This window comes from Burkholderia sp. Ac-20353 (genome assembly GCF_017104785.1).
GTDB lineage: Bacteria > Pseudomonadota > Gammaproteobacteria > Burkholderiales > Burkholderiaceae > Burkholderia.
Map to the genome: position 1 here is coordinate 1 of NZ_JAAGPL010000160.1, position 20,010 is coordinate 20,010.

General features: G+C 66.9%; 16 protein-coding genes. 11 read left to right on the forward strand and 5 right to left on the reverse strand.

The features are described 5' to 3' along the window. On the forward strand, positions 1-244 hold a 244-nt coding region (locus tag G3N94_RS30655), incomplete at its 5' end, for a Sua5 family C-terminal domain-containing protein (protein WP_277398584.1). Between the two features lie 195 nt (positions 245-439). Here G3N94_RS30655 and G3N94_RS30660 read toward each other — a convergent pair. From G3N94_RS30660 to dacB, 3 genes are all read right to left on the reverse strand, one after another. Beyond that, positions 440-1,834: an SGNH/GDSL hydrolase family protein gene (locus G3N94_RS30660; RefSeq protein WP_205796836.1), complete on the reverse strand. Its 1,395-nt coding sequence runs from the start codon at positions 1,832-1,834 to the stop codon at positions 440-442. A 91-nt stretch (positions 1,835-1,925) separates the two neighbouring features. Next, a complete protein-coding gene (locus G3N94_RS30665; RefSeq protein WP_205796839.1) occupies positions 1,926-2,843 on the reverse strand; it encodes a sterol desaturase family protein in 918 nt (305 codons plus the stop codon). A 213-nt stretch (positions 2,844-3,056) separates the two neighbouring features. After that, positions 3,057-4,592, reverse strand: a complete 1,536-nt coding sequence (gene dacB, locus G3N94_RS30670) for a D-alanyl-D-alanine carboxypeptidase/D-alanyl-D-alanine-endopeptidase (RefSeq protein ID WP_205796842.1) — start codon at positions 4,590-4,592, stop codon at positions 3,057-3,059. Between the two features lie 215 nt (positions 4,593-4,807). Between dacB and G3N94_RS30675 the strand changes: the two genes are divergently transcribed. The 6 genes from G3N94_RS30675 (at position 4,808) to G3N94_RS30700 (ending at position 10,286) form a co-directional block, all read left to right on the forward strand. Beyond that, positions 4,808-5,470: a response regulator gene (locus G3N94_RS30675; RefSeq protein ID WP_124598215.1), complete on the forward strand. Its 663-nt coding sequence runs from the start codon at positions 4,808-4,810 to the stop codon at positions 5,468-5,470. A gap of 3 nt (positions 5,471-5,473) precedes the next feature. Continuing rightward, complete coding sequence (locus tag G3N94_RS30680) at positions 5,474-6,811, forward strand: ATP-binding protein (protein ID WP_205796845.1); 1,338 nt, start codon at positions 5,474-5,476, stop codon at positions 6,809-6,811. Positions 6,812-6,998: 187 nt separating this feature from the next. After that, positions 6,999-8,483: a DegQ family serine endoprotease gene (locus G3N94_RS30685; protein WP_205796848.1), complete on the forward strand. Its 1,485-nt coding sequence runs from the start codon at positions 6,999-7,001 to the stop codon at positions 8,481-8,483. Between the two features lie 99 nt (positions 8,484-8,582). Beyond that, entirely contained in the window at positions 8,583-9,020 is a 438-nt protein-coding gene (locus G3N94_RS30690; RefSeq protein ID WP_124598218.1) for a carboxypeptidase-like regulatory domain-containing protein, read from the forward strand. A gap of 143 nt (positions 9,021-9,163) precedes the next feature. Then, positions 9,164-9,547, forward strand: coding sequence for a DUF427 domain-containing protein (locus tag G3N94_RS30695; protein WP_205796851.1), 384 nt, complete (start codon positions 9,164-9,166; stop codon positions 9,545-9,547). A gap of 28 nt (positions 9,548-9,575) precedes the next feature. Beyond that, the gene (locus G3N94_RS30700; RefSeq protein ID WP_205796854.1) at positions 9,576-10,286 is read left to right on the forward strand and encodes an SRPBCC domain-containing protein; all 711 of its coding nucleotides are present in this window, start codon (positions 9,576-9,578) and stop codon (positions 10,284-10,286) included. Between the two features lie 42 nt (positions 10,287-10,328). Here G3N94_RS30700 and G3N94_RS30705 read toward each other — a convergent pair whose 3' ends face one another. Next, positions 10,329-10,970, reverse strand: coding sequence for a TetR family transcriptional regulator (locus G3N94_RS30705; RefSeq protein WP_205796857.1), 642 nt, complete (start codon positions 10,968-10,970; stop codon positions 10,329-10,331). A gap of 400 nt (positions 10,971-11,370) precedes the next feature. Between G3N94_RS30705 and G3N94_RS30710 the strand changes: the two genes are divergently transcribed. Genes G3N94_RS30710 through G3N94_RS30720 form a run of 3 tightly spaced genes read left to right on the forward strand, consistent with a single transcriptional unit; the run spans position 11,371 to position 17,324 of the window. After that, the gene (locus tag G3N94_RS30710; protein WP_205796859.1) at positions 11,371-12,582 is read left to right on the forward strand and encodes an efflux RND transporter periplasmic adaptor subunit; all 1,212 of its coding nucleotides are present in this window, start codon (positions 11,371-11,373) and stop codon (positions 12,580-12,582) included. A gap of 15 nt (positions 12,583-12,597) precedes the next feature. Continuing rightward, on the forward strand, positions 12,598-15,798 hold the full coding sequence (locus G3N94_RS30715) for an efflux RND transporter permease subunit (RefSeq protein WP_205796862.1): 3,201 nt from the start codon (positions 12,598-12,600) through the stop codon (positions 15,796-15,798). Continuing rightward, positions 15,798-17,324 carry an efflux transporter outer membrane subunit gene (locus G3N94_RS30720; RefSeq protein ID WP_205796865.1) on the forward strand — a complete coding sequence of 509 codons (1,527 nt, stop codon included), beginning with the start codon at positions 15,798-15,800 and terminating at the stop codon, positions 17,322-17,324. Before G3N94_RS30715 ends, G3N94_RS30720 begins: the two co-directional genes overlap by 1 nt. A 362-nt stretch (positions 17,325-17,686) precedes the next feature. On the opposite strand, the gene G3N94_RS30725 is transcribed toward G3N94_RS30720, so the two are convergent. Further along, positions 17,687-19,060 (reverse strand): nucleobase:cation symporter-2 family protein, encoded by a 1,374-nt coding sequence (locus G3N94_RS30725; RefSeq protein ID WP_205796868.1) that lies wholly within the window; start codon positions 19,058-19,060, stop codon positions 17,687-17,689. 415 nt (positions 19,061-19,475) lie between these two features. On the opposite strand from G3N94_RS30725, the gene G3N94_RS30730 reads away from it, so the two are divergent. Then, a partial coding sequence (locus G3N94_RS30730) for an FGGY family carbohydrate kinase (protein ID WP_241022158.1) occupies positions 19,476-20,010 on the forward strand: 535 nt, incomplete at its 3' end.

Sequence of the window (20,010 nt, forward strand, 5' to 3'; positions counted from 1 at the left end):
TGTAGCGCTCGTCGCGCGCGCTTCGCGTGCTGATCACTGGCGCCAGGCGCCGGGCGTGCATTTCGTGGCCGCGCCCGAAGATCCGCAACTCTATGCGCGCGAGCTTTATGGCCTGCTGCGCGCCCTCGATCGTGCCGAGGTGGCACGCATCCTCATCGAAAAGTTGCCCGACACGATCGAGTGGATCGCGGTCAATGACCGCCTCGGGCGTGCCGCCGCCGCCTTCGAGGCGCAGCGGGGCTGAGCCGGGCCGCCGACCTGCCTGAGCGGCGCGCGCTCAGGCCAGTCGGGCGACGCGTCTTTGCGTAGCCCGGTGCGGCATACGTCGTTCACCCTTCAATGAAAACACCCCACGACCGTCACGGTGCGTGGGGTGTTTTGCTTTGCGTTGCCGCCGCGTCGTGCGCGGCGGCAGGCATCGGAGGGTTTGACGCGCGCCTTATTGCGGCGCCTTGCCGATGCCGGCGGCAGCGAGCTGCGTTTCGACGTACGCGGCGAACTGGGCGTGCAGCGCGGTGGTCGGGTGGAACAGATCCGCGAACATGTACGTCGTCGGCGCATTGGCCGTCGTCAGCGTTTGCGGCGAGCAGAACAGGGAGGTACCGAAATGGCTACCGTATGCCTGTGATGCTGCGTTGAGCTGGGCCGGCGGTGTCGACGGCGGCAAGCCGAGCGTCGCCTGCGGATTGGCCAGTGCATAGTTGGTGGCATTGGTCTGCATCTGCGCGATGTTGCACGCGGTACCCGTGTTCGTCACGCTGAATCCGAGGTTCGCCGCGTTCTGGATCGACTGGTCGAGCCACGAGAACGTGTCGACGGGGACGACCTTCTTGGTGGCGATCGACGGTGCCAGGCCCTTCAGCAGAGCGAGGTTGTAGACGGCCGAAATGAGCGAAAGCGCCTGGTCGGGCGCGTTCGCGGAGCCGGGCGTCGCGCTCACACTCGCATCGGCCGCGATCGCGGCTGGCGACTTGCCGATATCCGGGACCGTCGCGACCGCCGTCTTGGGCGCGCCGGCAATCTGCGTGTTGACGATGGTTGCCAGTGTCCCCGCGGCGGTGATGATTGGCATGACCGACGCAAAGTCGGTGCTCGCGTTCGGATCCGACGTGATGACCTGGAGTGCGATGGCGGCCGGGACCAGGGCCTGAGCCTGGCTGGCCGTAAAGCCCTGTGAAACCAACGACTGAACCGTTTTTTGCTGGGTTGCCGGATCGGCGACGAGGGTCGAGAAGGGGGTGGCGGCGAGTGCCTTGCCGAACGCCGTCAGGCCCGCACCGTTATTGTCCAGCAGCGCCAGGATTTCATTCGCGCCGCCTTCGACGAGCACAAGTTGGTTCGCGTTGAAGCTGCCGTGCTGTTGCAGATACTGCGCGACCTGCCAGGTGATGGGCTGCTCGCTCGCGGCGGGGATCGTGGCGCTGGTGTTGCTCACGCCGCCAGTGGAGACCTTTGCGCCACCTTGCGCGTAGTCGAGGCCCCCCGTTGCCGACAGCGGCAAGCCGAAGCCACCAACGAAGGCCGGCGTCAGCGAGTTGCCGAAATACTCGGAGACCTTCTGCGTCCAGACTTCGCCCGGGTTGGTCGTGAAGCGGCCGCCGCCAAAGCCCAGCAGAATTTGCTGCGAATACGTACCCGCGTCGGACAGGCTCGTGCCGAAAGCCACCACTTGCATGTTGATGCCGGCCGGCGGCGTGCTGGAAGCGTTGCTGCTGTTGTTGTCACCGCCGCCGCAGGCGGCGAGCAGCGTGAACGCCGCGCACGCGAGCGCGATCTGCGAGGTGCGTTTCAGGCGTTGTCCAGTGCGGGACGGTGCGTGTTTTTGTCGTTGCATCGATCGATCTCCTCGTAGATATGGCCTGATGTCGTCATCTGCTGCGCGCCTGCCCAGGTCCGGGTCACGCAGCGGCCGTTGGCTGAAATGGTTAGTTTTCCCTGCGTGCCGCTGCAAACGGCGCGGCGCGCGGATCGGTCACATCGGCGTCGGCGCTTCGCGCATGATATGCGCTCGCCCACTCGGGCGGGCCGAATACCGCGCGCAGCTTGTCGCGCCACCCCGCGACGCGCCACGCATCGGTGGCCATCGCCCCCCATTCGTGGAACGTCGCGACGAGCGGATTGTTCGAGCCGAGCCGCTCGACGATCCCGTACTGCGGCGGATCGTCCGCGGTTTCCTCGACGAAGCTGCCGAACAGGCGATCCCAGATCACGAGCACGCCTGCGTAATTGCGGTCGATATAGCGCGCGTTGCGCGCGTGGTGCGCGCGGTGGATCGACGGCGTGTTGAACACGTACTCGACCCAGCCGAGCTTGCCGATCGCCTGCGTGTGCACGAAGAACTGGAACGCGAGGTTGATCAGCACGATGCCGACGATCTGCTGCGGCGGAAAGCCAATGAGCGCGAGCGGCAGCCAGAACAGCCACATGCCCGCGACCGGGTACATCAGGCTCTGGCGGAATGCAGTCGAGAAGTTCATCCGCTCGGACGAGTGGTGCACGACGTGCGCGGCCCACAGCCAGCGCACGCGATGGCTCGCGCGATGGAACACGTAGTAGAGCAGGTCCTGCCCGACGAACAGCACCGCGAACGACAGCCAGCCGTCGTGCCACGTGAAGAGGCGATAGTGCCGGTAGCAATACGCGTACACCGGAATCACGAACAGCCACGCGAGCTTGTCCGCGCCCTGGTGCATCAGCGCGAGCGCCGCGTTGCACAGCGTGTCGCGCCAGCTGTAGACGGCGTCGTGCGGACGGGTGCGCGCGAGGTGCCAGGCCTCCCAGCCGATGCAGAGCAGGAAGACGGGCGCCAGCGCGAGCAGAAGCAATTCGACGTCGAATCGCATGGACGTGTCTCCTCCTTTCCCCTGCAAGCCTTTAGGCCGGGCAATCGGCCCGATTGTCGAGCGCGTTTGTCTGTATTGGTCAGGCCAACAGCCTACGCAATCGGGTCGCGCTAGGCGAGGGGGCAGCGTAGAGGGTTCCCTCAGAGGACAGGGTTTCTACCGAAGCCGCGCGGTACGGGGCTGCGCGGTGCGGCCCCGTTTTCTGGCATCAAGTCAATGCGCGCCCGCGTACACCCATTCGAGCAGGCTGTCGTGCGCGGCGCGCGCGGCTTCCGCGTGATCGTCGTTGATGAAGCTGACGACGACGTAGCTCTGGCCGTCCGGGCCGGCAACGTAGCCCGCGATCGCGCGCACGTCGCGCAGCGTGCCGGTCTTGATGTGCGCGTTGCCGAGCACGCCCGCGTTGGTGAGCCGGTTCTTCATCGTCCCGTCGATACCGGCGATCGGCAGCGAATCGATGAACGCCTGTGCGACCGGGCTCGCGTTCGCGGCCTGCAGCAGCGCGGCGAGCGACTGCGCGCTCACGTGCTCGTCGCGCGACAGGCCCGAGCCGTTGTCGAGCACGAGGTCCGGCATCGCGATGCCGCTCTTCTGCAGGAACGCGCGGATCGTGCGGCTCGACTGCTCGGGCGTCGCGGGCGGCTTGCCGGCGACCGCGCCGATCGTCAGGAACAGGTTGCGCGCCATCACGTTGTTGCTGAACTTGTTGATGTCGTAGACGACGCTGCCGAGCACCGGGCTGTGATGCACGGCGACGGGCCGCGCGGTCGTCGGCACCTTGCCTTCGCTGACGGCGCCCGTGATGGTGCCGCCGTCCTGCTGCCACAGCGCGAGGAAGCCGCGCGCGAAGAACGACGTGTGGTCGAGGATCGCGAGGTTCGTCGTGCGTGCGCCGCAGCGCAGCGGGACGTCGCCCGCGAATGACGCGGTCAGCATCCCGTCGCCCGCGGTCAGCGTCGGCCGCGCGGCCGATGCCGCCGCGCCGCACGAGCCGTTGCCCTCACGGAGCTGGTTGTCGATCGACAGGTTCGCGAGCGGCGGCAACACGTCGACCGCGACCTTGCCGTCGTCGCCGGGCGTCACCGTGAACGACACTGCCTTGAATGCGTACAGCAGCGGGTCAGGGCCGACGTTGTACGGCGCGCTCGAATCGTCGTCGAATGCGGGCAGGTCGCGCGTCGACGCCGCGAAATAGGTCTTGTCGAGCACGAGGCCGCCGCTCACGCGCTTGATGCCGGCCTTGCGGATCTTGTCGACGAGGTCGATCAGCTCCTCGGGCACGAGCTTAGGATCGCCCGTGCCCTTGATGTAGAGGTTGCCCTGCAGCGTGCCGTCCGGGTCGACCGGGCCGTCCGCATAAGCGGTCGTACGCCAGCGGAAGTCGGGGCCGAGGATCGACAGGCCCGAGAAGGTCGTGACGAGCTTCATCGTCGACGCGGGCAGCATCGGGCGGCTCGCGTTCCACGCGATGAGCGGCTCGGGATCGCCGACCCGCTCGACGACGACGCTCATCGCCGACGCGGGCACCTTCGCGCGCTGCAGCGCGACGAGCACGGACGGCGGCAGTCCGGCCGCGCGCGCGGCGGCGGACACGACGGGTGTCTTGTGCGGCGTCTTGTGGAGCAGATTCTTGCGGGCTTGGGCGGGCGGTGCGAATGCGAGGATGGTACAGGCGGTGAGGATGGCGGCCGCACGCGCGCAGAGGCGGGCGCGGGGCGCGAGCCGGGCGGAAAGGACGGAAATCGGCATGGACGAATACGGAAAAGCGGGGGCTTGAGCGGGGCGCGCGGCGCCAAAGCGCCCATTGTAGAGACAACTGACGACAGATCCGATGAAATCGGTCGGGCACGGTGTGCGATGCGCGTCGCGCGAGCGGGTAGTCCACGCCGCCCGCGTGCCGCGCACGCGATTCGCGGCGCTACAATGGTCGGCATGATTCACTCGTCCCACGGATGCCGACCCAGATGCGGATATTGCTTGTCGAAGACGACCGGATGATCGCCGAGGGCGTGCGCAAGGCGCTGCGCTCGGACGGCTGCGCGGTCGACTGGGTGCAGGATGGCGATGCGGCGCTCACCGCGCTCGGCGGCGAGACGTACGACCTGCTGCTGCTCGATCTGGGGCTGCCGAAGCGCGACGGCATCGACGTGCTGCGCACGCTGCGCGCGCGCGGGCTGGCGCTGCCGGTGCTGATCGTCACCGCGCGCGACGCGGTTGCCGATCGCGTGAAGGGCCTCGACGCGGGCGCCGACGACTACCTCGTCAAGCCGTTCGATCTCGACGAACTCGGTGCGCGGATGCGCGCGCTGATCCGCCGCCAGGCGGGGCGCAGCGAATCGCTGATCCGTCACGGCGCGCTGACGCTCGATCCCGCGTCGCATCAGGTGACGCTGGAAGGCGCGCCCGTCGCGCTGTCGGCGCGCGAGTTCGCGCTGCTCGAGGCGCTGCTCGCGCGGCCGGGCGCGGTGCTGTCGAAGAGCCAGCTCGAGGAGAAGATGTACGGCTGGGGCGAGGAGATCGGCAGCAACACCGTCGAGGTCTACATCCACGCGCTGCGCAAGAAGCTCGGTTCGGACCTGATCCGCAACGTGCGCGGGCTCGGCTACATGGTCGTCAAGGAAAGCTGACGCGTGAGGTCGATCCGTCATCAATTGCTGATCTGGCTGCTGGCGATCGTCGTCGCCGGCGTGGGCGCGGCCGGCTGGCTGATCTACCGGCAGGCGCTCGCGGAGGCGAACGAGCTGTTCGACTACCAGCTGCAGGAAATCGCCGCGGCGCTGCCGTCCGAGCCGTTCTCGCAGGTGTTCGGTTCGCGCACCAATGGCGACGAAGGGATCGTGATCCAGATCTGGAACCGCAACGGCGTGCTGATGTACTTCTCGCATCCGCGCGCGCCGATCGCGCCGCGCGCTGAGCTCGGCTTCTCGACCGAGCGCACCGACCGCGGCGAATGGCGCGTGTACGGCGCGATCGTCGGCGACAACGTCGTGCAGCTCGCGCAGCCGGTGTCGGTGCGCAACCGGCTTGCGGCAAACGTCGCGCTGCGCACGCTGTGGCCGCTGATCGTGCTGCTGCCGTTCCTCGGCGCGGCCGTGTGGATGATCGTCGGGCGCGGGCTCGCGCCGCTGCAGCGCGTGACGCGCGCGGTCGAGGCGCGCCGGCCCGAGGCGCTCGATCCGCTGCCCGATTCGCCGCTGCCGCTCGAGGTGCAGCCGCTCGTACATGCGCTGAACCGGCTGCTCGCGCGGCTGTCCGCCGCGCTCGACACGCAGAAGGCGTTCGTCGCCGATGCCGCGCATGAGCTGCGCACGCCGCTCGCAGCCGTGCAGATCCAGGCGCAGCTCGTCGCGCGCGCGAGGGACGACGAATCGCGCCGCGAGGCGCTCGCCGACCTGCAGGATGGCGTGACGCGCGCGACGCGCCTCGCCGAGCAGCTGCTCGCGCTCGCCCGCGCGGAGCCGGACGGCGGCACGGTGCGCGAGGCGATCGACCTGCAGGCGCTGCTCGTCGAATGCGTGGCCGCGCACGCGCCGCTCGCGCAGCGGCGCGACATCGACCTCGGTTTCGAGGACGCGCAGCCCGCGCGGGTCGTCGCCGACGTCGCCGCGCTGCGCGTGATGTTCGGCAACCTGCTCGACAATGCGGTCAAGTACACGCCGGACGGTGGCCGCATCGACGTGTCGCTGATGCGCGATGCGGCGGGCCGCGCGTGCGTGCAGATCGGCGACAGCGGGCCGGGAATCCCGGCCGACGAGCGCGAGCGCGTGTTCGACCGCTTCTACCGCGACAGCACCGCGCGTGCGCGCACCGACGTGTCGGGCAGCGGGCTCGGGCTCGCGATCGTCAAGCGTGTCGCGGCCCAGCAGGGCGCGTCGGTGTCGCTCGGCGATGCGGCGGCGGGCGGCCTGCTCGTCAGCGTCGTGTTTCGCGATGCCGAGGTGCCGGCCGCGGTGCCCGCGGCCGTCTGAGGCCCGTTGATCGGCTGTCCGGCTGTCCGGGGTCCGGCTCTATTTCCCGCCAGCAGCACAGGCCCGAAATCGCGCGCCAGGCTGCTCAAACGGGCCGATTTCGCCGTTCAGGACCCGTCCAACGCCGATTAAGCCTCCTTTAAGACAGCGCCGGTACGCTGCGTCATAACAAAGAGGAGGTCCTACGATGAACACCCGATTCCTTGCGCGTGGAGCCGTTGCCGTCGCAGTGGCCGCCGCGCTGTCCGCCGCTTATGTCGCGGGCACCCGGCATGCCGATCCGCAGATCATCGCGCCCGCGCAGGCGGCCGCGCTGATGCCGGCCGAAGCGGCCGCGAAGACCGGCATCCCCGATTTCTCCGGGCTGGTCGAGACCTACGGGCCCGCGGTCGTGAACATCAGCGCGAAGCACGTGGTGAAGCAGGTCGCGCGGCGCATGCCGCAGCAGCAGCTTCCGGTCGATCCTAGCGATCCGTTCTACCAGTTTTTCAAGCACTTCTACGGACAGATGCCGGGCATGGGCGGCGATGCGCAGCCGGACGATCAGCCGAGCGCGAGCCTCGGCTCGGGGTTCATCATCTCTGCTGACGGCTACATCCTGACGAACGCGCATGTGATCGACGGCGCGAACGTCGTCACGGTCAAGCTGACCGACAAGCGCGAATACAAGGCGAAGGTCGTCGGCGCGGACAAGCAGTCCGACGTCGCGGTGCTGAAGATCGACGCGGGCGGCCTGCCGACGGTGAAGATCGGCGATCCGGCGCAGAGCAAGGTCGGCCAGTGGGTGGTCGCAATCGGCTCGCCGTACGGCTTCGACAACACGGTCACCTCCGGCATCATCAGCGCGAAGTCGCGTGCGCTGCCTGACGAGAACTACACGCCGTTCATCCAGACCGACGTGCCGGTGAACCCCGGCAACTCGGGTGGCCCGCTGTTCAACCTGAAGGGCGAGGTGATCGGCATCAACTCGATGATCTATTCGCAGACGGGCGGCTTCCAGGGGCTGTCGTTCGCGATCCCGATCAACGAGGCGATCAAGGTCAAGGACGAACTCGTGAAGACCGGCCACGTGAGCCGCGGCCGCCTCGGCGTCGCGGTGCAGGGGCTGAACCAGACGCTCGCGAGCTCGTTCGGCCTGTCGAAGCCGGACGGCGCGCTCGTCAGCTCGGTCGACCCGAGCGGCCCGGCCGCGAAGGCAGGCCTGCAGCCGGGCGACGTGATCCTGTCGGTCAACGGATCGCCGGTGGCCGATTCGACGACGCTGCCGTCGCAGATCGCGGGTCTGAAGCCCGGCTCGAAGGCCGAGCTGCAAATCTGGCGCGACAAGTCGAAGAAGACGGTCAGCGTGACGCTCGGCTCGATGGCCGACACCAAGGTCGCGTCGAACGACGGCGGCCCGGTCGAGCAGGGGCGCCTCGGCGTCGCGGTGCGGCCGCTCACGCCGCAGGAGCGGAGCGCGACGCAGCTGTCGCACGGGCTGATCGTCCAGCAGGCCGGCGGTCCCGCGGCGGGCGCGGGCATCCAGCCGGGCGACGTGATCCTCGCGGTGAACGGCCGGCCGGTCACGAGCCCCGAGCAGTTGCGCGACGCGGTGAAGAACGCGGGCAACAGCCTCGCGCTGTTGATCCAGCGCGATAATGCGCAGATCTTCGTGCCGGTCGACCTGAGCTGACCGGCGCGAACAGGCGTCAGGCCGGGCGCGGCGGCGGCGCTGCCCGCTTGCGTACCGTGGTGCCCGGCATCCCTTCCGACCCACAAGGAGAGAAGAGCCATGCAACATTCACGCAGCGTTTCCCGATTCGCGATCGCCGCGGCGCTGGCCGTCGGTGTCGCGACCGGCGCAACCGGCGCGTACGCGCAGTCGGACGGCCTGCCCGCCGCACATCAGCAAGGCGACGTCAGCTTCGTGTCAGGTGGCATCGGGCAGGACGAATCGACCGCGTTCCAGCGCAATGAGGCCGCGTGGCCGCTCGCGTTGCGCTTCACCGGCGCGGGCGGCGAATTCCTCGCCGACGTCCACGTGCGGATCACCGACGCGAAGGGCGCCGAAGTGCTGAAGACCGACGCGCACGGGCCGTACATGCTCGTGAAGCTGCCGCCGGGCCGCTACACGGTGACGGCGTCGTACCAGGGCAAGGACGAGGCGCACGACGTGACGGTCGGTGCGAAGGGTGGCGCAAAACAGGCGTTCACCTGGAGCGCGAAATGAACGATTTCGCGCGGCGATAGCCGCAGTCGCGCAATTCGTGCGACTTTCGCCCATAATGAAAACCACGGCGTTCGTGCCGTGGTTTTTTTTCGTTTCCGGTGCATACCCTGGCTCGCCTGCCGGGCCCTCCGCAGGGGAGAACGATGTCCGACCCAGCCGATTCTTGCTTCGGTTCCTGCTTCGATTCCCGCTTCGAAATCGTGCCGAACCGCCATCGCGTGCGCGTGATCCATCAGGGGATTACGTACGCCGATTCCGTCGGCGCGCTGACCGTGCGCGAGACCGGCCTCCCGGACGTCCATTACCTGCCCCGCGCCGACGTCAACATGCAGCGGCTCGTACGGTCGGCGTTGACGACCGTCTGCGGGATCAAGGGGCACGCGAGCTACTTCGATTTGCAGACCGAAGACGGCGTCATCGAGAGCGCCGCATGGAGTTACGAGGAACCGAAGGAGGCGGCGAGAGCACTCGAGCGCTATGTCGCCTTCGACGCCGCCCGGGTCGACAGCCTGGTCGAAACGTCCTGATGCGGCGAGCGTTCATCGCGGAGGCAACATGGAGCTGAACGACGCGTTACGCATCCCGCTTGCGCCGTCGGTCGTCAGGGAGGCGCTGGAGGACATCGCGCTGTTGCGCGCGAGCTTCGACCATTGCGAATCGTTTGCGGTGCTCGCGCACGGCGAGTACGCGCTGACGCTGACCGTGCCGCTCGGTCCGTTGCGCGCGCGCTACGACGTGCGGGCGCACGTCACGGGCGAGCAGGGGGATGCGCAAGGGCAGCCGCGCCGGATCCTGAGCTTCAAGGCGCGCGCGGACGGCATGGGTGCGCTGCGCGGCCAGATCGAGCTCGTGCTGTTGCCGGAATCGGACGATGCGGACGCCGCGCGCATCGAGTATGTCGTGTGGGCAACGGCCACCGGGCCGCTCGCCGAGCTGCCGGCGCGGCAGATCGAAAACGCGCTGCGCGAATGGGCAGACGATTTCTTCAACGAATTCTGCGAGGTCGTGCAGGCCAAGCACGGACTCGCCCCGAACCGCGCACGCACGGGCCCGCTGCGGCGCCAGTACGTGTTCCTGCGGCCTGCGTTGCACGCGGGCGTGACGAAGCGTCCACCGCTGCAGCATGTCGGCGGCGCGCTGACCGGGCGTGCGGCCAGCGCGCTCCATCATCGTGGGTCAGCGCCGGTTCCGGTCTGGGCCTGGGCGGCGATGATCGTGTTCGCCGCGCTGCTGTTCTACGCGGCACGCTGGTTCAACGTCGGCTGAACGTCCCTGGTGCTGGCCGCCGGCCGCAGCCCCGCGCCCGCATCAATCGTCGTCCTTCAGCATCGCCGGGCTGTAGCGCAGCATGTCGAAGCAGCCGTCGACGAGCTTTTCCGCGTGCCTTTCCGCGTCGATTTCACCGGGCAGCATCAGCATGTCGCGCACGAAGCCGCTGACGAGCGTATGCAGCATCAGCGTCGCGCGCCACGTGTCGAGCCGGGCGGGCAGCAGCTTCAGCCGGACGGCCACCGCGAGATCGGCGTCGATCGTGTGCAGCGCCTCGCTCATCCCGGCGCGATTGCGCTGCAGCAGCGGCTCCATGTCCGCGACGTACTCGCACTTCATGAACAGGATGCTGAACACGCGACGCAGCTGCGAGTCGCGCTGCACGCCGAGCAGGCACCAGATCAGGATCTTGCGGATCTTCTCGAGCGGATTGCTGCCGGGCGCGTCGCTCGGCATCGTCTTCAGCTCGTCGATCGGCAGGAAGACGCGGTCGAACATCGCGTCGAACAGCTCGGCCTTGTTCGCGAAATGCCAATAGATCGCGCCGCGCGTCACGCCGGCGTGCTGGGCGATGTCGGCGAGCGACGTGTGCGACACGCCCTTCTCGAAAAAGACGTGTTCGGCGGCGTCGAGGATGCTGTTGCGCGTCGCAAGCGCTTCCTCCTTGGTGCGTCTGACCATGTGCAGGCCTGAATGGATCGATCAGTGGGACGGAACAAATGAGGTTTGCACCCTCGTCGCGGCCACGCAAACGGGCTATGCTTGCGGCTGGTAATAATTTGTAAGACTTGGCGGTCCTGACAGCGCGAGGGGCTTTTTACATACATCCGTGAATGTATATACAATACCACCCTACGATCGAATGACCCAAGTGGCAATCAGTTAATATCCCACTCTGCTGATTCCAGCCCCAGTAACAGTCCGCAGTTCGCGGCGTCTCGTCGGCATGGTGGTCTCGTGCCGCTTGCTGTATCCGGCAGTCCAGTAATTCAGGTGTTCGATCAGCGCCGTGAGGCGCATCCGTGTTGCGCTCCCGTCGGGCGCCGCACTCATTCCATTGGTTACAAACAGAGGTCGCTCCATGCGCGTCGAACGGGTTCCATACCGCTTAATCACTGTCGCGACGGCCGCCGTTTTCCTGGCCGCGTGCGGGAAAAAAGAATCGGCACCGCCGCCGCAAACGCCGGAAGTCGGCGTCGTCACCGTCCAGCCGCAAACCGTTCCGGTGTTCACCGAACTGCCGGGCCGCACCAACGCATTCCTCGTCGCGCAAGTGCGCGCGCGGGTCGACGGCATCGTGCTGCGCCGCGAATTCACTGAAGGCACCGACGTCAAGGCCGGCCAGCGCCTCTACAAGATCGACCCGGCGCCGTACATCGCGCAACTGAACAGCGCGAAGGCATCGCTCGCGAAGGCGCAGGCAAACCTCGCGACGCAGAACGCACTGGTCGCGCGCTACAAGGTGCTCGTCGCCGCGAACGCGATCAGCAAGCAGGACTACGACAACGCGGTGGCCGCGCAAGGACAGGCCGCGGCGGACGTCGCGGCCGGCAAGGCGGCGGTCGATACCGCGCAGATCAACGTCGGCTACACGGACGTCGTGTCGCCGATCACCGGCCGCGTCGGCATCTCGCAGGTCACGCCGGGCGCCTACGTGCAGGCGAGCCAGGCGACGCTGATGTCGACCGTCCAGCAGCTCGATCCGGTCTACGTCGACCTCACGCAGTCGAGCCTCGACGGGCTGAAGCTGCGCCAGGACGTGCAGAGCGGCCGGATCAAGACGAGCGGCCCGGGCGCGGCGAAGGTGTCGCTGATCCTCGAAGACGGCAAGACCTATTCGGAGCCCGGCAAGCTGCAGTTCTCGGACGTGACGGTCGATCAGGCGACGGGCTCGGTGACGATCCGCGCGATCTTCCCGAACCCGGGCCGCGTGCTGCTGCCGGGGATGTTCGTACGTGCGCGCATCGAGGAAGGCGTGAACGAGAACGCGTTCCTGGTGCCGCAGATCGGCGTCACGCATGACCAGAAGGGCCAGGCGGTTGCGATGGTGGTCGGTGCGGACAACAAGGTTGCGCCGCATCAGTTGACGACGACGGGCATGCAGGGTCAGGACTGGGTCGTCGAAGGCGGCCTGCAGGCGGGCGACCGCGTGATCGTGCAGGGGATCGACAAGGTACGTCCGGGCGCGACCGTGAAGGTCGTGGCGGCCAAGCTTGCATCGGCGTCGGCATCGGCGCCGGGTGCAGCCGCACCGGCCGCGGGTTCGTCCGCCGCTGCTTCGAGCGCGCAATAACAGGGAGCCTGTTTCATGGCAAAGTTTTTTATCGATCGCCCGATCTTCGCGTGGGTGATCGCCATCATCCTGATGCTCGCGGGGGTTGCGTCGATCTTTTCGCTACCGATCTCGCAGTATCCGACGATCGCGCCGCCATCGATCCAGATCACCGCGAACTACCCGGGCGCTTCCGCGAAGACGGTGGAAGACACGGTGACGCAGGTGATCGAGCAGCAGATGAGCGGTCTCGACAACTTCCTGTACATGTCGTCGACGAGTGACGACTCGGGCAACGCGACGATCACGCTCACGTTCGCGCCGGGCACCAACGCCGACATCGCGCAGGTCCAGGTGCAGAACAAGCTGTCGCTCGCGACGCCGATCCTGCCGCAGGTCGTGCAGCAGCTCGGTCTTTCGGTGACGAAGTCGAGCAGCAGCTTCCTGCTCGTGCTCGCCTTCAACTCCGAAGACGGCAGCATGAACAAGTACGACCTCGCGAACTTCGTGGCGTCGCACGTGAAGGACCCGATCAGCCGGATCAATGGCGTCGGCACCGTCACGCTGTTCGGCTCGCAGTACGCGATGCGTGTCTGGCTCGACCCGACTCGCCTGACGAACTACGGCCTCACGCCGGTGGACGTCACGACCGCGATCACCGCGCAGAACGTGCAGATCGCGGGTGGCCAGATTGGCGGCACGCCGTCCAAGCCGGGCACCATGCTGCAGGCGACGATCACCGAATCGACGCTGCTGCAGACGCCCGAGCAGTTCGGCAACATCCTGCTGAAGGTCAACCCGGACGGTTCGCAGGTGCGCCTGAAGGACGTCGCGAAGATCGAGCTCGGCGGCGAGAACTACAACTTCGACACGAAGTACAACGGTCAGCCGACCGCGGCACTCGGTATCCAGCTCGCGACCAACGCGAACGCGCTGGCGACCGCGAAGGCCGTGCGCGCGAAGATCGACGAGCTGACGCCGTATTTCCCGCACGGTCTCGTCGTGAAGTACCCGTACGACACGACGCCGTTCGTGAAGCTGTCGATCGAGGAAGTGGTCAAGACGCTGCTCGAAGGCATCGTGCTGGTGTTCCTCGTGATGTATCTGTTCCTGCAGAACCTGCGGGCGACGATCATCCCGACGATCGCGGTGCCGGTCGTGCTGCTCGGCACGTTCGCGGTCATGTCGCTGGTGGGCTTTTCGATCAACACGCTGTCGATGTTCGGCCTCGTGCTCGCGATCGGCCTGCTGGTCGACGATGCGATCGTGGTGGTGGAGAACGTCGAGCGGGTGATGGCCGAGGAGGGCCTGTCGCCGAAGGAGGCGACCCGCAAGGCGATGGGCCAGATCACCGGCGCGCTGGTCGGTATCGCGCTCGTGCTGTCGGCCGTGTTCGTGCCGGTCGCGTTCTCCGGCGGTTCGGTCGGCGCGATCTATCGCCAGTTCTCGCTGACGATCGTGACGGCGATGGTGCTGTCCGTGCTCGTCGCGTTGATTCTGACGCCGGCGCTGTGCGCGACGATCCTCAAGCCGATCCCGCAAGGGCATCACGAAGAGAAGAAGGGCTTCTTCGGCTGGTTCAACCGCACGTTCAACAACAGCCGCGACAGGTACCACGTCGGCGTGCACCACGTGATCAAGCGCTCGGGCCGCTGGCTCGTCATCTATCTGGCTGTGATCGTCGCGGTCGGGCTGCTGTTCGTGCGCCTGCCGAAGTCGTTCCTGCCCGATGAAGACCAGGGCCTGATGTTCGTGATCGTGCAGACGCCGTCGGGCTCGACGCAGGAAACCACCGCGAAGACGCTCGCGAACATTTCCGACTACCTGCTGAAGGACGAGAAGGAAATCGTCGAATCCGCGTTCACGGTCAACGGCTTCAGCTTCGCGGGCCGCGGCCAGAACTCGGGTCTCGTGTTCGTGCGCCTGAAGGATTACGCGCAGCGTCAGCACGCGAACCAGAAGGTCCAGGCGCTGATCGGCCGGATGTTCGGGCGCTACGCGGGCTACAAGGACGCGCTCGTGATCCCGTTCAACCCGCCGTCGATTCCGGAACTCGGCACGGCCGCCGGCTTCGACTTCGAGCTGACGGACAACGCGGGTCTCGGCCACGACGCACTGATGGCGGCGCGCAACCAGCTGCTCGGGATGGCGTCGAAGGATCCGACGCTGCAGGGCGTGCGTCCGAACGGCCTGAACGATACGCCGCAGTACAAGGTCGACATCGACCGCGAGAAGGCGAATGCGTTGGGCGTGACGGCGGATGCGATCGACCAGACGTTCTCGATCGCGTGGGCATCGAAGTACGTGAACAACTTCCTCGACACCGACGGCCGGATCAAGAAGGTGTACGTGCAGTCCGACGCGCCGTTCCGGATGACGCCGGAAGACATGAACGTCTGGTACGTGCGCAACGGGGCGGGCGGGATGGTGCCGTTCGGCGCGTTCGCGACCGGTCACTGGACCTACGGTTCGCCGAAGCTCGAGCGTTACAACGGTATCTCGGCGATGGAAATCCAGGGCCAGGCCGGACCGGGCAAGTCGACCGGCCAGGCGATGGCCGCGATGGAAGTGCTCGCGAAAAAGCTGCCGGTCGGTATCGGCTATTCGTGGACGGGCCTGTCGTTCCAGGAAATCCAGTCGGGTTCGCAGGCGCCGATCCTGTACGCGATCTCGATCCTCGTCGTGTTCCTGTGTCTCGCGGCACTGTATGAAAGCTGGTCGATCCCGTTCTCGGTGATCATGGTGGTGCCGCTCGGCGTGATCGGCGCACTGCTCGCGGCGACGATGCGCGGCCTCGAGAACGACGTGTACTTCCAGGTCGGCCTGTTGACTACCGTGGGCTTGTCCGCGAAAAACGCGATCCTGATCGTCGAGTTCGCCCGCGAGTTGCAGGTGACCGAGAAGATGGGGCCGGTCGAGGCCGCGCTGGAAGCGGCGCGTCAGCGGCTGCGCCCGATCCTGATGACGTCGCTCGCGTTCATTCTCGGCGTGATGCCGCTCGCGATCAGCAATGGCGCGGGTTCGGCGAGCCAGCACGCGATCGGTACCGGCGTGATCGGCGGGATGATCACCGCGACGTTCCTCGCGATCTTCCTGATCCCGATGTTCTTCGTGAAGATCCGCGGAATCTTCAGCGGCGAGAAGGAAGATGTCGACGAGGCGCTGCGTCTTGCGCAGGATCACCTGCACCAGACCGAGAAGGGCGACCACGGCGACGACGAGAAGAAGGGGCAGTGATGATGCAAAAACACGCTTTGACTGCAATCGCAGTCGCGCTCTTCGCCACGGGCTGCACGATGGCGCCGCACTACACGCGGCCCGAGGCGCCCGTCTCGCAGGCGTTCCCGTCGGGCGGCGTCTATGCGACGCAGCCGACCGCCACGGCCGGCGCGCGCAGCGCGAACGGCCAGGCGGCGACCGACATCGGCTGGCGCGAGTTCTTCGTCGATCCGCGTCTGCAGCGGCTGATCGAGATCGCGCTGAAGAACAACCGCGACCTGCGGGTCGCGGTGCTGAACATCGAGGCCGCGCGCGCGCAGTACCAGATCACGCGCGCGGACCTGTTCCCGAAGCTCGATGCCGTTGGCAGCGGCTCGATCCAGCGGATCCCGGGTGGCGTGTCGACGACGGGCGCGCCGCTGATCTCGCGCAGCTACAACGTCGGGCTGCAGGCGCAGTGGGAACTCGACCTGTTCGGCCGGATCCAGAGCCTGAAGGACCAGGCGCTCGCGAAATACCTCGCGACCGCACAGGCCCGCAAGGCGACCGAGATCCTGCTGGTGTCGCAGGTCGCGGACCAGTACCTGACGGTGCTGTCGACCGACGATCTGCTGAAGGTGACGGAAGACACGCTGAAATCCGCGCAGGCGTCGTACGATCTGACGAAGCTGAAGTTCGACAACGGCACCGGCTCGGAGCTCGATCTGCGCCAGGCGCAGACGATCGTCGAGACGGCGCTCGCGAACCAGCAGGCGCAGGCACGTGCACGCGCGCAGGCGCTCAACGCGCTGGTGCTGCTCGTCGGCGAGCCGCTGCCGGACGACCTGCCGCCGGGCCTGCCGCTCGACGCGCAGAACTTCCTGACCGATATCCCGGCCGGGTTGCCGTCGGATCTGCTTGCGCGCCGTCCGGACATCATGGAAGCCGAGCAGAACCTGCTCGCGGCGAACGCGAACATCGGCGCGGCGCGTGCGGCGTTCTTCCCGAAGATTTCGCTGACGGGCGCGTTCGGCACCGCCAGCCCGACACTCGGAGGGCTGTTCAAGGCCGGCACCGCGGCGTGGTCGTTCGCGCCGCAGATCGCGGTGCCGATCTTCGAGGGCGGCGCGAACCTCGCGAATCTCGATCTCGCGCACGTGCAGAAGCGCATCGAGATCGCGAACTACGAGAAGGCGATCCAGTCGGCGTTCCGCGAGGTGTCGGATGGGCTGGCCGCACGCGGCACGTACGACCAGCAGATCGCCGCGCTGCAGCGCAACGAGCACGCGCAGCAGCGTCGCTACGACCTGTCGGACCTGCGTTACAAGAACGGTGTGGACAGCTACCTGTCGGTGCTGACCGCGCAGACGGACCTGTATTCGGCACAGCAGTCGCTGATCAGCGCCCGGCTTGCACGCTGGACGAACCTCGTCGACCTGTATCGCGCGCTCGGCGGCGGCTGGGTCGAGCGGGCCGGCGAAACGCCGCGCCCGGCCGATCAGCCGGTCGACTACGGCAAGGCGGCGGCGCCTGCGCCGGCGTCAGCCGCTGCGACGAACGGGTAAGCGCGGCCGGTCATCGCGATGCATGGCGGGCAACCGCCAATGTCGCGCCGGCCGGCATTGCGTGCGTAACGCGACACACGATACGCACGCAATTCCTCGCACATGACAACGCCACGGACGAAAGTCCGTGGCGTTTCTTTTTGGGCGGGCGCTTTGCATAGGTGAGTGGGGGCGTGTGATCGACCCGGTATGCAACCGCGATTCGCCGGCATGCTGCGCTGTCGATCCGCACTATGGCGACAAGCGCGTCAGGTTCTTCGATGATGCGCCGCGCCAGCACTGCACAACGAAAAACGCCACGGCATGGCCGTGGCGTGTTCCGATCCAGACTCAGAGCGCCGCATCGCGGCGCGATCGGGCGGTCAGTGCAAATCGACCGGCCGCCCGTCGAAATCGTGGCCTGCCCGGCGGATGTCGCATTTCGCTTCCTTCTCACCCTTCACGCCGTTGAACACGATATTCAGGACCACCGAGGTTACCGATGCGAGCAGGATGCCGCTGTGCAGGATCGGCGCGAGCGCGGACGGCAGCTTCGAGAAGAAGTGCGGCGACACGACCGGCACGAGGCCCATGCCGATGCTCACGGCGACGATGAACAGGTTGTTGTGGTTGTCCACGAAGTCGACCTTCGACAGCACCTTCACGCCGTTCGCCGCGACCATCCCGAACATCACGATCCCCGCGCCGCCGAGCACGAACGGCGGCACCGACGCGACGACCTGCGCCATCTTCGGGAACAGGCCGAGCATTACCAGGATCACGCCACCCGTCGCGCAGACGAAGCGGCTCTTTACGCCCGTTACGCCGATCAGCCCGACGTTCTGCGAGAACGACGTATGCGGGAACGAGTTGAAGATGCCGCCGATCAGCGTGCCGAGGCCGTCGACGCGCAGGCCGCGCACGAGACGTTCCTGGTCCACCGGACGCTCGACCATGTCGCCGACCGCGAGGAACATCCCGGTCGATTCGATGAACGTGACGAACATCACCGTGACCATCGTCGCGATCGACAGCGGATCGAAATGCGGCCAGCCGAAGTGGAACGGCATCACGAATCCGACCCACGGCGCGAGCGCGACGCCGTCCGTGTTCACGCGGCCGATCGCGAATGCGATCGCGAAGCCCGCGACGATGCCGAGCAGCACCGAGATGTTCGCGATGAAGCCGCGGCCGAACTTGTTGATCAGCAGGATCAGCGTGAGCACGAGCAGCGACAGGCCGAGGTAGACGGGGCTGCCGTACTCCGGATTGCCGACGCCGCCTGCTGCCCAGTTGATGCCGACTTCCATCAGCGACAGGCCGATCACGGAAATCACCGTGCCGACGACGACGGGCGGGAAGAAGCGCAGCAGCTTGCCGATCATCGGCGCGAGCACGATGCCGATGATGCCGGCCGCGATCGTCGAGCCGAAGATGTCGAGAATGCCGAGGCCGGGGTTCGTGCCGATCGCGATCATCGGGCCGACCGCCGCGAACGTGCAGCCCATGATCACGGGCAGGCGGATCCCGAAGATCCACAGGCCGAGCGTCTGGATCAGCGTCGCGATACCGCACGAAAACAGATCGGCGCTGATCAGGAACGCGATCTGGTCTTTCGGCAGCTTGAGCGCGCCGCCGACGATGAGCGGCACGGCGACCGCGCCGGCGTACATGACGAGGACGTGCTGAAGACCGAGCGTTACGAGCTTGCCGGTCGGCAACACTTCATCGCACGGATGGACCGTGTTCGATTGCATCTGTCTCACTCCATGATCTTGTTTTCAGGGTGATACGAAGTTATGCGGAACGGCCCCCCGCAACAAGAGCACTGGGTTCTATTCCGTTCTTTGCTGGTTCGATATGCCAATCCGGCATGGAGCAGGGTGTCGAGCATCGGGAATCTGCCGTAGGAGTGAGGTTTCCCGGTTTTATAGCCGTCCAAAATAATGCGGACCCCCATGTCAAATATGGGTCGCTTTATGGTGTGTATCGCGGTTCGGGAATAGTGGTCATTTCGGGGGGTGAAAAATCGCACGGGGTTAACCCGCGAACGGGCGCTTTGGTGCGCGCGGCGCAGTGGGTTGCATTGGCGTTTCGCGATTGGAGAAAAATGGGGCGCATAGTGCGATCCCGTTATCATCGAAGCCTGTCCATTCATATCGCCGCTTCGTCATGCGCTTGCTCGGAATCGATCTCGGCACCGGCTCGGTGAAACTCGTCACGCTCGATGCCGATGGCGTCGAACGTGCGGTCGCGAGCGAACCTTATGCGTTGTCGTCGCCGCAGCCCGGCTGGGCGGAAATCGCGCCGGATGCGTGGTGGCAGGCGCTCGTGCGTGCGGCCGCGCGACTGCCCGCCGATGAACGGGCGCAGGTCGCCGCGATCGGGTTTTCGGGGCAGATGCACGGCGTCGTGCTGATCGACGCGGCTGGCCGCCCGGTGCGGCCGGCGCTGCTCTGGCCCGATACGCGCGCGGCCCGCTACGCCGACGCGCGCGATTGGTCCGACGCGGCGAACCCGGTCGCGCCGGGGATGGCGGGCCCGCTGCTGCGCTGGGTCGCCGCGCACGAACCGGCGTCGCTGGATGCCGCGGATCGGGCCGTGCAGCCGAAGGACTGGCTGCGCATCGTGCTCGGCGGCGACGTCGCCGCCGATCCGAGCGATGCATGCGCGACCGCGCTCGCGGCGCCGGACGGCGCAGGGGATA